This window comes from Rhizobium sp. CSW-27 (assembly GCF_018760785.1).
Classification (GTDB): domain Bacteria; phylum Pseudomonadota; class Alphaproteobacteria; order Rhizobiales; family Rhizobiaceae; genus Neorhizobium.
Genome location: NZ_JAHHZO010000001.1, coordinates 234,110 through 246,825, shown reverse-complemented (window position 1 = coordinate 246,825; position 12,716 = coordinate 234,110). Strand labels below are relative to the sequence as shown.

Here is a 12,716-nt window from a genome sequence, read left to right as displayed (position 1 = left end):
CCGTTCCGGCCGCCGCTCACACCAGTTTGAGCGGCGGGTCTCTGCTCTCATCCTCCTTCGGCGCGGCATGATAGGTGACCTGCGGGAAGGGAATGGAAATGCCCGCCGCATCGAAGGCTTCCTTGGTGCGTTTCGTCATGTCGCGCGAGGTCATCCACCAGACGCTGCTGTTCGCCCAATAACGCAGGGCCAGGATCACCGCATTGTCGCCCAGATCCATGACGAAGGCGGAAGGGGCGGGATCCTGCAGCACGCGCTCGTCTTTGTTGGCAAGCTCGAGCAGGATCGCGATCGCCTTCTCGATATCGTCCTCATAGGCAATGCCCACCTTGAAATCATGCATGCGGGTGGAGAGGCGGCTGTAATTGGTGACCGGCACGTTCCACAGCAGCGAATTCGGCGCCAGGCGATAAAGCCCGTCATAGGTCTTCAGTTCGGTCGCAAACAGGCCGATATCCTGCACGATGCCGTTGACGCTGCCGGTATCGATGTATTCGCCCACCCGGAAGGGCCGCAGCACGAGCAGCATGATGCCGGCGGCGATGTTCTGCAGCGTGCCCTGCAGCGCCAGACCGATCGCCAGGCCAATGGCGCCAAGGGCGGCGAGGATCGAAGCCGTCTGGACGCCGAACTGGCCGAGTACCATGACCAGCACGATGACGAGAACCGCATAACGAATGGCATTGGAAAAGAATTGCGCCAGCGTCGCATCGATGCCGTGAATGCGCGACAGGCCCTGTCTGGCCCAGCGGCTGAGAAGCCCGGAGGCGAACCAGCCGATGGCAAGCAGCACGACAGCGCCGAGGATCGAGAACGAATATTGCACGGCCAGCGCCGTCAACTGGGCAAGGGCTGCCTGGGTCGCAACGACGAAATCCGACGCCTGATCTTCCATGCGGGCGAGGCTCCTTCCTGTTCTTCAGGAGGTCCTAACTGGCGCAGGCGCTGGTGGGATCAAGAGGGGGCGGGAAATGCCAATGGCAGCACGAAGCTTGCCCGTCCGTCCGCCTCGGCGCCGCGGCCGATCGCCTTGATCGCGGCGATCAGGCGGCCCTTGCGGTTCAGCGCCCGGTCGCCGAATTCGATGAGGCGGGTGTTCGGGGTGGCATGCGGGGCCACCTGCCGCAGGCGGATTGCCAGCGCCTCGTCGTCCTGATCGGGATCGATGGCCAGTGCCGCGATGATCGCTGCGGCCGGCGAGCGGGATACGCCCATCCAGCAGTGGATGAGAAGCGGCGCCGTGCGATCCCAGCTTCTGGCAAAATCGATCAGGCGGGCCACATGCTCTTCGCCCGGCGCCACCAGATTGCCGGTGCCGGGAAAGGCGATGTCGTTCATCCTGAGCATCAGGTGCCGCTCGGCGCGGATGACGCCGGGACGATGGAAATCCTGGCCGTCGGCCACGAGGCTCACCATTTCGCGGGCGCGGTGGCGCACGGCAAGCTCGGCGATCTTGTCCAGCGGGCAGACGAGGATGGCGGTCATTTCGCGGCGATCTCCTGCCGGGCGCGATCGAGGTCATGGAAGCGGGCAAGGAACAGCCGCTGCGCCTCGATGGCCGCCATGGGCGCCATCGGCAGCATGTCGCGCGTAATGCCGCGCGGCAGGCCGAAGAACTTCTTCGCCTCCTCGTGCGAGAAGCCGGCCAGTTCCGTTGCCTCGAAATAGGCAGCCACCGTATCGGCCTTCTTGATGCGGGTTTTCAGCTCGCGCGAGGGGTGCGGCGGCAGGCCGAAGCGCAGATGCACCGCCGCCTCCAGCCGCTTCTCCACCGCCTTGTAGCCACCGCCGACCACCGCCTTGAACGGCGAAATCATGTCGCCGATCACATATTCCGGTGCGTCATGCAGCAGGGTCATGGCGAGTTCCGTCGCGGAGGCGGACGGATGCGTCAGGCGAAAGATCTCCTCGACGACGAGGCAGTGCTGCGCCACGGAAAAGGCATGGTCGCCGCGCGTCTGGCCGTTCCAGCGGGCGACGCGGGCCAGCCCGTGCGCGATATCGGTGATTTCCACATCGAGCGGTGAGGGGTCGAGAAGGTCGAGGCGGCGACCGGACAGCATGCGCTGCCAGGCGCGGCTTGAGGCAAGCGTGCTCACGCCTCGGCCTCGCTGGCTCCCGTCGGGAAGGAGAGGCCCGTCCAGGCCGGCAGTGCCAGCGTCACCGGGCAATCGCCGGCAAGCAGGGCCGTGCCGCTGGCGATGGCCTCGCCGACACGGTCGGTTCTGACGATCGCCAGCCCACGCGTGCCGACCACCGTGCCGAGCGTGCCGACCGGCTTGCTGCCGGCCGAAATTTCCGTGCCGGAGGCGGGCAGGGCGGTCTCGGCGAACACCTGCACGACGCGCCGGCGTGCCGTGCCGCGATGCTGCATGCGTGACACCACCTCCTGGCCGACATAGCAGCCCTTGCGGAAGGAGAGCCCTCCATCGAGATCGAGCAGCACATCATGCGGGAAGGCATCCTGCAGCGCATAGTCCCGGCCCGCCTCGACGAGCCCGGCCTCGATGCGCAGCGCATCATAGGCCTCCCGGCCGGCGTTGCCCGTCGCGCCGGCTTCCATGCCCGGGCGGCGCCGGAGCGGGAACCCTGCCTTCAGGAAGGCGCCGTCGACAATACCGGTGGCCGATGCGGCCTCGTCGCCCCAGGTTACGCTCACGCCCGTATCCGCCTCCGCCAGCGTCACGGCGGCGCGCAGCTTGTAGAGCGTCAGGCGCTTCATCAGCGCTGCGCGCTGATCGTCATCGCATTCCATCAGAAAGCCGTCGCCGTCCCGCCAGATCAGGAAATCGAACAGGATCTTGCCCTGCGGCGTCAGAAGCGCACCCGGCCGTGCCTCGCCGGCCGGCAGGCCCTCCACATCGGTGGTGATGATGCCGTGAAGGAAGGATTGCGCATCGGCGCCCTCGATCCTGATCAGGCTGCGGTTCTCAAGCAGAGCATGGGTCATGGCAGGCTGTCCGGTGAAAGCAATTCCCGCAAGGGCGCGTTGTGGCCGTGCCGGAACTGCATCAAAACAAGGAGAGAGCATTTCCGTGATTCTGTTTTCGCCGGACATGCTCCTTGGCACCCAGACATAGGCGCAGGCCCGTTGAGGCGCAAGCGCGGCAAGTCGGGGCGGGGGATCAATCCCCGCCGCTGAACATCTTCCACTTGCCGTCCGGGCTGATGCCGAGGCGGTAGAAATTGTAGTTGTTGTTCTCTTCCATGGCGATCAGATCGCCGGCGGTAATGATGCGCAGCAGTTCCACCCGCTCGGGCGGCGTCAGGGTGTCGAGCGGCTTGCCGACGAAATACGGCCAGACATAGATCTCGTCCGGCGTGCCGGGGTTCAGCCGCGCCGCACCCGTCTGCAGCAGGTCCAGCATGATAGCGAGAATTTCGAGACCTTCCTGATCGCCGGAAAGGCTCTTCAGCGCCTCCAGCGTGTCGTCGCCTGCCATGCCCAGCTGGCGCATCTGGTCGGGATCGAAGCTCAGCAGCGGTCGCAGGCGTTCGAAATCTCCGGAACTGGCTGCCTCGATGATCTTTTCGCGCATCGCGTGCACCGGTTCGGGCAGGGCATTGATGTCGCGGATGATCTCGACAGGAGCGCTGCCAGCCTCGGGCTCGGTTGCCGTGACGGGAGCCGTCGGCGTTTCGGCCGCCTGGCCGAACAGTGGCGCGGGCGTACCGACGCTGCGGGTGGCCGGCAGCGTCTGGCCGGGCATTGTCTCGCCCGATGTCTCGGCAGTGGGAGCCGTCACGTCACCGCCGAGCGCAAGGGCGCTCTGGCTGGACACGGTGGCGGAAAAGAGAAAACAGCCGGCGGCCAGAAGCCGAGCGAAGGAACGGTGGCGAGCCTCAGTCGCCGCAAGCGTCAGCATGAAAGGCTCCGGATCTTGTTACTGCAGCGTCCGTTCCGGCGAAAACTCGCCGGCCAGCATGCGGGCACGCAGGGATTCCAGCATGGCTTCCGCGCCTTCCTCGCCATGAATGCGGATTGTCTCGCGCATGGCCAGTGCGATGGCAGCGTCGGCGATGATCTCCGGTTCGATGCCGTCTGCACGACCGTCTGCCCAGGCTTCGTTCTGATATTCGAGCGCCGCCTGCATCTTCTCGTGCACAATCATGTCGTCGATGTCGTTGCGCGCTGTCTGCATGTGTATTCCTCTTTCAAGGGATGCCTGTTGTTACCGGCACGTTAACAAGACTAGCAGCCTTTTATCAAAACAACACGCCCCCATGGCGAAAGAGGTAAATAAACCTCTAATTTCCGTAGCGGGCGGCGATTTCGGCTGCCAGTGTTGCACCTTCGTTACGGTAGTTTTCTTCGGCAATACGAGCCGCCGGCGTGCAGCTCGCATGCACCGCCGCAAAGGCCCTGTAGCCCCGGTTGAAGGAGGCCGTCAGGCGTTCGCGCCGTGCCGGTTCGTTTGCCGCCTCGGCCTCCAGCAGCGCCTGCATTGAGGCACGCCAGCCGGCCGAATCGTCACCGCAAAGCGAGCGCAGGTATTGAACGGAGCCGAGAATTTCCGCAAGTCGCAAAAGCTGGCCATCATAGGGTGCAGGCTTTTCCGGCTCCGGCCGTGCAGCTTGCGGCGCAGTCGGCACGCTCGGCCCAGCGGCCTTCTGGGCGAGTGCGCCGGGCACTGTGCAAAATGTCAGGACGACGACAAGAAAGCCCTGAAAGGACAAGGCGTTGCCGGTCTTTTTTCGCGCAGCCGGGGAGGTGGCCTGCAGCGGCCGCATCGGGTCACGCCTCATCGCTGCGCCATCAGTCGTTCGGCGCATTCCAGCACGCTCGGCGGCACCGGCAGGCGGCGGATCTCCTCCAGCGTGAACCAGCCTGCATCGGCCGCGTCATCCGCGGCAATCGCGGGCGTTGCCGCATCGGCGCTGACGAGAAAGACCGACAGGAAGAAGTGGCTCTGCAGCGTGCCGGCCGCATCGCGTGTTTCGAGATCGTAGGTGGCGAAAAGCGCCGGGTCGCGTGCGGCAATGCCGGTTTCCTCGCAGAATTCGCGCAGCGCCGTTTGCGCCGGCGTTTCGCCCGGCTCCGCCCGACCGCCCGGAAAGGCGTAGAGATCGGCTGAAGGCGGGTTGCGCCGGCGGATCAGCAGAAGGCGTCCCTCGCGTTCCAGAATGGCGGAGGAGGCTGCCTGCGGCCATGAGGGGCCGGAAGCGGGAGGCGGGGAGGATGGCGTCGCTGCTATGGTCATGGCAGCCAGCATAACGCATGTGGCGGAAAAGTCCGAAGCCCTTTTGCCGCTCCTCGCCGGCCTGCTTCCGGCCTGTTGCGGGCGGCGGGCTGGTGCGGGAGACACCCTCCGATGCTTGACCCCGTCCGCCGGCAATGCGATCACAGCCGCATGTGTGGACGCTACGCCCTGACCGCGACGCCGGAGGATATTATCGAATTCCTCAGCGTCATCTCGATCGACGATTTTCCGAAGCGCTACAACATCGCGCCGACGCAGCCGATTCTCATCGTCAGCGCCGGCGAGAGACAGGCGCCGGGCAGCAACCTGCCGGTTCAGCAGGCGATGCTGGCCCGCTGGGGCTTTCTGCCCGGCTGGGTGAAGGACCCGAAGGATTTTCCACTGTTGATCAATGCGCGGGCCGAGACGGCGGCCGAAAAGGCATCCTTCCGCGCCGCCATGCGCCATCGCCGCGTGCTGGTGCCGGCCTCCGGCTTTTATGAATGGCATCGCCCGCAGAAGGAGGAGGGAGCCAAGGCGCAGGCCTACTGGATCCGCCCGAAGCGGGGCGGCATCGTTGCCTTTGCCGGCCTGATGGAGACCTGGTCCTCCGCCGATGGTTCCGAGGTCGATACGGCCGCCATCCTGACCACCCGGGCCAATGCGGCCATCGCATCGATCCATGACCGCATGCCGGTGGTGATCGCGCCGGAGGATTTCGAGCGCTGGCTGGATTGCAAGGTCGGCGAACCGCGCGACGTTGCCGATCTGCTGAAACCGGCCGAGCCGGATCTGTTCGAGGCCATCCCCGTGTCCGACCTCGTCAACAAGGTCTCCAACATGGGGCCGGACCTGCAGGTGCCGGTAACGCCCGTGGCGGCTCTGCCGGAAAAGAAGAAACCTGCGCCGCCTGAAGGGGGCGGCCAGCTTTCGCTGTTCTGATCCGTTCCGATGCCGCCGGCCGGGCGCCTCGCAGCGTCAGCGCCGTTTCAGGCGGATTTCAGCGTCTTGCGCTTCAGCATCAGGGCTGCCGCGACAACGGCCTTCAGGCCGAGCGGGCGCAGAGGGGCATGCAACTCCTGCTTGGGTTGCGGGGCTGGCTTTTCCTGGCTCATGATGATCTCCTCAAGAATGCGAATCCGTTGCCATTTGGCGTGGACGCGCCTCTCAGGGTAAATCAGGGCGGAAATACGGCGGAATTCAAGGCGCTTTTGCCGGATCCACATGATCCGCAGCGCAGATTTCCGCGCTGTTGTCGAAAAGACTCAGATCGTTTGTGTTGCAAGCTATTGTTGTATCGCAGCATCGGCGATGCGCCGCTGCCTGCCCGTCAGACGTTGGCGTGGTCGTCTTCGATGGTCAGCGTGCCGTAACGCTTCTTCCAGGCGCGCGCGCTGAAGGGCAGAATGCACAGATAGGCGAGTGTGGTCACCACCAGCACCTGCCACGTATAGCTCATCAGCAGCGCGACATAGAGCACGACCCCGAGCAGCAGCGGCAGCATCAGGTCGCGGCGCACGCGGGTCTCGGATTTCCCGGACCACACCGGCAGGCGGCTGACCAGCAGGTAGCCGATCAGCACGGTGTAGGCGGTGGCGCCATAGGCAATGGTGCGGTCGCTTTCCAGGCCGAGGAAGCCGAGATAGACCGGCAGCATCACGAGGAGCGCGCCCATCGGCGCCGGAACGCCGACAAAGAACTCGCTCTGCCATTTCGCCTTGTATTCGCGCTCCGCCATCACGTTGAAGCGCGCAAGCCGAAGCCCGGCGGCAATCGCATAGATCAGCGCGGCAATCCAGCCGATGGAGCCGGCCTGATCGAGTATGAAGACGTAAAGCACCAGCGCCGGCGCCACGCCGAAATTGATGATGTCGGCCAGCGAATCCATCTGCACGCCGAATTTCGAGGTGGCCTTCAGGGCGCGCGCCACGCGACCGTCGATGCCATCCAGAAAGGCGGCGAGCAGCACCATGGCGACCGCCAGTTCGAACCGATTCTCGAAGGCAAGACGGATGCCGGTGAGGCCGGCGCAGATCGCCAGCACCGTGATCAGGTTCGGCACCATCAGCCGAAGCGGGATTTCCCGAAGGCGCGGGCCGCGGGCGGCATCGTCGTCACTGGGCTCCGGGCTGATGTTCGGCTGCATGGTGTTCTCCGGGTTGGTTTAGCTGCGGCGGCTGAGCGTCGGGCCCTTGGTCGAACCGAATTCGGCGATCACGGTTTCACCGCACACGCAGCGTTGGCCGAGCGAGACGCGCGGCTCACCGCCCGCAGGCACATAGATATCGAGGCGCGAACCGAAACGGATGAGGCCGAAGCGCTCGCCGGCATCGACCGGCTCGTTTTCGTGCACGAAGCAGAGGATGCGCCGGGCAACGAGGCCGGCGATCTGCACCACGCCGAGCTTTCCATGCTTGGTTTCGATCACGAGACCGTTGCGCTCGTTGTCGGTGCTGGCCTTGTCCAGCTCGGCATTCACGAACTGGCCGGGGCGATAGACGATCCTGGAGATGCGGCCGCGGGCCGGCGCACGGTTCACGTGGCAGTCGAACACGTTCATGAACACCGAAATGCGCAGCAGCGGCGTGTTGCCCAGTTCCAGTTCCGCAGGCGGCACCACCATCTGCACCGAGGATACGCGTCCATCGGCCGGCGAAATGATCAGATCGTCATCCTGCGGCACGACCCGTTCCGGATCGCGGAAGAAATAGGCGCACCAGAGCGTCAGGATGAGCCCGATCCAGAACAGCGGCTTGGCGATGAGCCCCAGCACCAGCGAAGCCACGAAAAAGGCGATGACGAAGATATAGCCTTCCTTGTGGATCGGAACGAGCGTGTTGCGGATGGTGTCGAACAGGTTGGACAACGGGAGGTCTCCAGGATGCCGAGCGTTGGTTTCAAACCTAGCTGACTACAGGCAAACGGATTTGGGAGCAATGCGGTTCCGGCGAGGGAGGGAATGCGGAGATGCCGGCTTGTGGATGCAGCCCGCATCACGACGCCGAAAATCTGACAAGTGCTTCTGCCATAGACCTCAGCGATCTGCGGCTCGATCGGTAGGGAATTCGAGATGGGAACCAGCAACTATCTGATCGAAGGCGTGTCCGGCACGGGCAAGACCTCTGTTGCAATCGAGCTTCAGAAGCGCGGCTTTCATGTCATTCACGGCGACCGGGAACTGGCCTGCAAGGGCGATCCGCAGACCGGAGAGCCCCTGGATCAGGCGAGCATCATAAAGGGTAGGGCAGACTTCACCTTCGGGCACAGGCATCATGTGTGGCCCGTGGAGAAGGTCCGCGCGCTGATGGCGGACAAGAGCCATCAAGCCACCTTCTTCTGCGGGGGCTCCCGCAACTCTCACCAGTTCATCCACCTGTTCGATGCGGTGTTCGTTCTCGAGGTGGATCGGCAGACGCTTCGCAAGCGGCTGGAGAACCGGCCTGACGATGAGTTCGGCGGAAGGCCCGAAGAGCGGGACTTCGTATTGCGCCTGCATGAAAGCGGGGAAGATATTCCCCGGCAAGGCATGGTCATCGATGCCACGCGGCCGCTGGCCGAGGTTGTCGACGATATTCTGGCCCGGTGCGGCGGGGGCGGCTGAGGTCGCCGTCCCCGCGCAAGGTGCTCACACCGCCGGTTCCTTGCGGACCACCACGCCCAGATCGTCGCTTTCGCGCACTTTCCGCAGATTTTCTTCCGCCTGTGTTGCTTCGCGCTGGCGGTTCCACATCGAGGCGTAGAGGCCGTTCTGTTCGAGAAGGGCGGCATGCGTGCCGCGTTCGGCGATCTCGCCGGCGCGCAGCACGATGATCTCGTCGGCATTGATGACGGTGGAGAGGCGATGGGCGATGACGAGCGTCGTGCGGTTCTTCGACACCACGTCGAGGGCGGCCTGAATCTCCTGTTCGGTCGTCGTGTCGAGCGCCGAGGTCGCTTCGTCGAGGATGAGAATCGGCGGTGCCTTCAGGATGGTACGGGCAATCGCCACGCGCTGTTTTTCGCCGCCGGAGAGCTTCAAGCCCCGCTCGCCGACCATGGTCTTGAAACCATCCGGCAGGCTGGTGATGAAATGGCCGATCTGCGCCACATCGGCCGCCGCCAGCAGTTCGTCATCCGTGGCAGTCAGACGACCGTAGCGGATGTTGTAGGCAATCGTGTCGTTGAACAGCACCGTATCCTGCGGCACCATGCCGATCACGGCGCGCAGGCTCGTCTGCGTCACGTTGCGCACATCCTGCCCGTCGATCTCGATGGCGCCGGACTGGATGTCGTAGAACCGGTAGAGCAGGCGGGAAATGGTGGATTTGCCGGCACCCGAGGGGCCGACGATTGCCACCGTCTTGCCGGCCGGCACTTCGAAGGAGACGCCCTTCAGGATCGGCCGTTCTGGGTCATAGGCAAAATGCACGTCGCGGAAGGTGATGCGGCCGTTTTCGATGGCAAGCGGTCTGGCGTCCGGCCTGTCCACCACTTCGGCCTCCACCTCGAGAAGCTCGAACATCTGCTCGATATCGGTCAGGCCCTGGCGGATTTCGCGGTAGACGAAACCGATGAAGTTGAGCGGTACGGAGAGCTGGATCAAAAGCGCGTTGACGAAAACGAAATCGCCGATCGTCTGCTCGCCGCGCTGCACGGCAAGCGCCGACATCACCATCATCACGGTGGTGCCCAGCCCGAAGATCACGCCCTGGCCGAAGTTCAGCCAGCCAAGCGAGGTCCAGACCTGGGTCGCGGATTTTTCGTAGCGCGCCATCGAGGCATCGAAGCGCTTGGCTTCCATCTCCTCGTTGCCGAAATATTTGACCGTCTCGAAATTGAGGAGCGAATCGATCGCCTTGGTATTGGCCTCGGTGTCGCTGGCATTCATCGAGCGACGGATGGCGATGCGCCAGTCGGAAGCTTTCACCGTGAACCAGATATACGCCCAGACGGTGACGGCCGTCACCAGCACATAGGAAACGCCGTAGGAATACCAGAAGATGATGGCGGTCAGCAGGAACTCGACCAGCGTCGGCACGGAATTGAGGATCGTGAAGCGGACGATCGTTTCGATGCCCTTGGTGCCGCGCTCGATGATGCGCGACAGACCGCCCGTCTTGCGCTCCAGATGGAAACGCAACGACAGCTGGTGCATGTGCACGAAGGTCTTGTAGGCCAGCTGGCGCACCGCATGCTGACCGACGCTGGCAAACAGCGAATCGCGCAGCTGGTTGAGGCCGAGCTGGATGAGGCGGGTGAGGTTATAGGCAATCACCAGCGCCACGGCGCCGAGCAGCAGGGCGGGAAGGACGCCCGCCATGTCCAGTTTGCCGTTCAGCGCGTCCGTTGCCCATTTGAAGAAATAGGGCACGGCCAGCAGCACGAATTTGGCGACAAACAGAAAAACGGTGGCCCAGATGACACGGGCCTTCAGGTCCGGCCTGCCGCTTGGCCACATATAGGGCCAGAGGTTCACGAGCGTGCCGAGCGGATTGCCCGAATCCGCCGAAACGGTCTTCTTTTTCTGTGCCATGGATGCCTCCGGAGGGAGGCCTTCACATAGGACGACCGCCCGCGCTTTGCAATGCAAAGCATGGGCTGCGGCGTGGCATCAGCGGATCGTCTGGGGTGGCTGTTCGCTCTTGCGCATGTGGTCGCGGTGGATCTTTTCCGCCTCCACATCCGGCATGGCATCCTTCGGCACGCCAAAGATCTGGCCGGGCTGGATCACGTCCGGATTGGCGATCTGGTCCTGATTGGCCAGATAGATCGTGGTGTAACGCACGCCCTGGCCATAGACTCGCCGCGAGATCTGCCAGAGCGTGTCGCCGCGGCGGATGATGACGGAGGCCGCGTCGCTCTGGGTCAGCGGCGCCTGGGCAATGGTGCGGGCGCCCGGCACCAGCTGTGCCTCGGCAACGGAAGGCGGCAGCGGCGCCACCTTGCCGTTCGGCAGCACCGGCCCGACGGCGCGGGCAATCATCTCGCCGATTGAGCCCAGGCCCTTGCCGACGGAGGAAACGTCGCGCGGCAGGCCATCGAGCGCCTTCAGCGCGGCGGCGGCGTCCTTTACCGTATTCTGCGCGATCAGCTTGGCATTGGCGTCCGCATCGGCGGGCAGGCGGTATTCGGAAAGCGAGCGCAGCGAAATGGAGGTGGCGGAACGGGCCGCTGCCACCTGTTCGTCGCTTGGTGTCGCGCCATGGGCATAGAGGTTCTGCAGCAGCTGGAAGGCGCGCGACACCTCGTTGCGCAACTTGTCGAAGGCGCCGTCATCGATCGGCGTCAGCTCGGTGCTGCTCGCCTGCGGCGTTGCGACGGCTGCGACCTGGTCGCCCGCCGGGCGGATGAAGGGAACTTCGACGCGCACCAGAACCTTGCCATCTGCCCCCAGCTGGTCGACGGCGATGCGATGCTCGCCGATCGACAGGGGCATGATGCCGTCGATAACGAAATGGCCGTCGCCACCCGCCGTGCCGTCGCCGATCAGCTTGCCGTCCGCATAGGCCTTGAGCCGGGCGCCGGCGCGGCTGATGCCGGCGACGAAGATGCGGTCGCCCTCGATCTCGACGGCGCTGACCTGCAGCTCGGGCTTTGCCGTCGGCTGCGTCGCATCGGGCTTTTCTGCAGTTGCCGGAGCGGAGGCAACCTGTTGCGCGGCCGGCGCATCCGCGGCCTTGGCCGGGTCGGCAGGCGCCGGAGCCGCACCGGTTGCCGAGGGCTGGGGCGGCACGGGGCTTTCCCCCCCGGAGAGCGCGACGCGCTCGGTCTTGGCGGCCTCGTTGATATTCGGAACGGTGATCAGGCGGCTGGCTTCGCCCGGCTTGGTGACCATGGCCAGCAGCTCGCCGCCCTTGGCCTGCGGCACGGAAACGGTGGCAATTTCTTCCGAGATCACCGTGCGGCCATCCTTGGTGGTGGCCTTGAGCAGCAGCTGGTGGTCGCCCGGTGCCAGCGGCTTGTCCAGCACGGCGACGAATTCGCCGGCCTTGTCGACGCCGGTCGAGGCGACGGTCTCGGTCTGGTCATTGACGTCGAGGCGGGCTTCCGGCTCGGCGCGGCCGGCAATCACCGCGGAGCCGTCCGTTTCCACGCGCAGCACGTCGAAGGTCGGGATGATCAGGGGGCGCTCTGCTTTGGCGGTCTCGGCGGGCGCGGCCGGCGGCTTGGTGTTCGGCAGAAGGTCGCCCGCGGCGCTCGCCGCCGGTGCCTTGTCCGGGGTCGGATCCACCAGCGCACGGGCGGCATCACCGCCCTGCGTCACGGCTTCCTTCACCTCGCGCCCGGCATTGTTGATCGCCTGGCCGACCGGTTGGTCATCCGTCGACAGCCGCGGCATGATGACGAAGACCATCAGCAGGGTCGCGATCGCAACTACGGAAACAGCCAGCCAGACGGCGCGGTTCTTCATTCTTTTCCCTCTCCAGACGGATACCCGCCACATGCTACGGAATTACAGCTTTCATACCCGGTTAACAAGGTTTCGCCGTCCTTTTGCGCTTGCCCGGGGCTTGATTTCCCGTCACTTTTCCGGCTCGGGCGTCTGATTTGCCCGAA

The 12,716-nt window shown here is 64.6% G+C and carries 15 protein-coding genes; 2 read left to right on the top strand and 13 right to left on the bottom strand.

The annotated features are described in order from the left end of the window. Window positions 1–16 precede the first annotated feature (16 nt). The 8 genes from KLP42_RS01280 to KLP42_RS01245 all read right to left on the bottom strand — a co-directional run bounded on the left by KLP42_RS01280 (window position 17) and on the right by KLP42_RS01245 (window position 5,201). The gene (locus KLP42_RS01280) at window positions 17–895 is read right to left on the bottom strand and encodes a mechanosensitive ion channel family protein (RefSeq protein ID WP_215564065.1); all 879 of its coding nucleotides are present in this window, start codon (window positions 893–895) and stop codon (window positions 17–19) included. A 59-nt stretch (window positions 896–954) separates the two neighbouring features. Next, window positions 955–1,485 carry a tyrosine phosphatase family protein gene (locus KLP42_RS01275; protein WP_215564064.1) on the bottom strand — a complete coding sequence of 177 codons (531 nt, stop codon included), beginning with the start codon at window positions 1,483–1,485 and terminating at the stop codon, window positions 955–957. Next, on the bottom strand, window positions 1,482–2,063 hold the full coding sequence (locus KLP42_RS01270; RefSeq protein WP_215564794.1) for an HD domain-containing protein: 582 nt from the start codon (window positions 2,061–2,063) through the stop codon (window positions 1,482–1,484). The genes KLP42_RS01275 and KLP42_RS01270 overlap by 4 nt, the downstream gene beginning before the upstream one ends. A 32-nt stretch (window positions 2,064–2,095) precedes the next feature. Further along, window positions 2,096–2,950 (bottom strand): CAF17-like 4Fe-4S cluster assembly/insertion protein YgfZ, encoded by an 855-nt coding sequence (gene ygfZ / locus KLP42_RS01265; RefSeq protein ID WP_215564063.1) that lies wholly within the window; start codon window positions 2,948–2,950, stop codon window positions 2,096–2,098. Between the two features lie 175 nt (window positions 2,951–3,125). Beyond that, the gene (locus KLP42_RS01260) at window positions 3,126–3,866 is read right to left on the bottom strand and encodes a hypothetical protein (protein ID WP_215564062.1); all 741 of its coding nucleotides are present in this window, start codon (window positions 3,864–3,866) and stop codon (window positions 3,126–3,128) included. An 18-nt stretch (window positions 3,867–3,884) separates the two neighbouring features. Next, window positions 3,885–4,142: a hypothetical protein gene (locus KLP42_RS01255; RefSeq protein WP_215564061.1), complete on the bottom strand. Its 258-nt coding sequence runs from the start codon at window positions 4,140–4,142 to the stop codon at window positions 3,885–3,887. Window positions 4,143–4,248: 106 nt separating this feature from the next. Then, window positions 4,249–4,731, bottom strand: coding sequence for a TIGR02301 family protein (locus KLP42_RS01250; protein WP_215564060.1), 483 nt, complete (start codon window positions 4,729–4,731; stop codon window positions 4,249–4,251). 11 nt (window positions 4,732–4,742) lie between these two features. Continuing rightward, complete coding sequence (locus tag KLP42_RS01245) at window positions 4,743–5,201, bottom strand: NUDIX hydrolase (RefSeq protein WP_215564059.1); 459 nt, start codon at window positions 5,199–5,201, stop codon at window positions 4,743–4,745. A gap of 150 nt (window positions 5,202–5,351) precedes the next feature. On the opposite strand from KLP42_RS01245, the gene KLP42_RS01240 reads away from it, so the two are divergent. Continuing rightward, window positions 5,352–6,122 (top strand): SOS response-associated peptidase, encoded by a 771-nt coding sequence (locus KLP42_RS01240; RefSeq protein ID WP_215564793.1) that lies wholly within the window; start codon window positions 5,352–5,354, stop codon window positions 6,120–6,122. Between the two features lie 47 nt (window positions 6,123–6,169). On the opposite strand, the gene KLP42_RS27075 is transcribed toward KLP42_RS01240, so the two are convergent. The 3 genes from KLP42_RS27075 to KLP42_RS01230 all read right to left on the bottom strand — a co-directional run bounded on the left by KLP42_RS27075 (window position 6,170) and on the right by KLP42_RS01230 (window position 8,046). Further along, window positions 6,170–6,295: a hypothetical protein gene (locus KLP42_RS27075; protein WP_286675423.1), complete on the bottom strand. Its 126-nt coding sequence runs from the start codon at window positions 6,293–6,295 to the stop codon at window positions 6,170–6,172. 215 nt (window positions 6,296–6,510) lie between these two features. Next, window positions 6,511–7,326, bottom strand: a complete 816-nt coding sequence (pssA, locus tag KLP42_RS01235; protein WP_215564058.1) for a CDP-diacylglycerol--serine O-phosphatidyltransferase — start codon at window positions 7,324–7,326, stop codon at window positions 6,511–6,513. 18 nt (window positions 7,327–7,344) lie between these two features. Further along, on the bottom strand, window positions 7,345–8,046 hold the full coding sequence (locus KLP42_RS01230; RefSeq protein WP_215564056.1) for a phosphatidylserine decarboxylase: 702 nt from the start codon (window positions 8,044–8,046) through the stop codon (window positions 7,345–7,347). A 204-nt stretch (window positions 8,047–8,250) separates the two neighbouring features. On the opposite strand from KLP42_RS01230, the gene KLP42_RS01225 reads away from it, so the two are divergent. Next, window positions 8,251–8,781, top strand: a complete 531-nt coding sequence (locus KLP42_RS01225; RefSeq protein WP_215564054.1) for a nucleoside/nucleotide kinase family protein — start codon at window positions 8,251–8,253, stop codon at window positions 8,779–8,781. A gap of 24 nt (window positions 8,782–8,805) precedes the next feature. Here KLP42_RS01225 and KLP42_RS01220 read toward each other — a convergent pair whose 3' ends face one another. Then, a complete protein-coding gene (locus tag KLP42_RS01220) occupies window positions 8,806–10,692 on the bottom strand; it encodes an ABCB family ABC transporter ATP-binding protein/permease (protein ID WP_215564053.1) in 1,887 nt (628 codons plus the stop codon). A gap of 78 nt (window positions 10,693–10,770) precedes the next feature. After that, window positions 10,771–12,570, bottom strand: a complete 1,800-nt coding sequence (locus KLP42_RS01215) for a LysM peptidoglycan-binding domain-containing protein (protein WP_215564051.1) — start codon at window positions 12,568–12,570, stop codon at window positions 10,771–10,773. Window positions 12,571–12,716 lie beyond the last annotated feature (146 nt).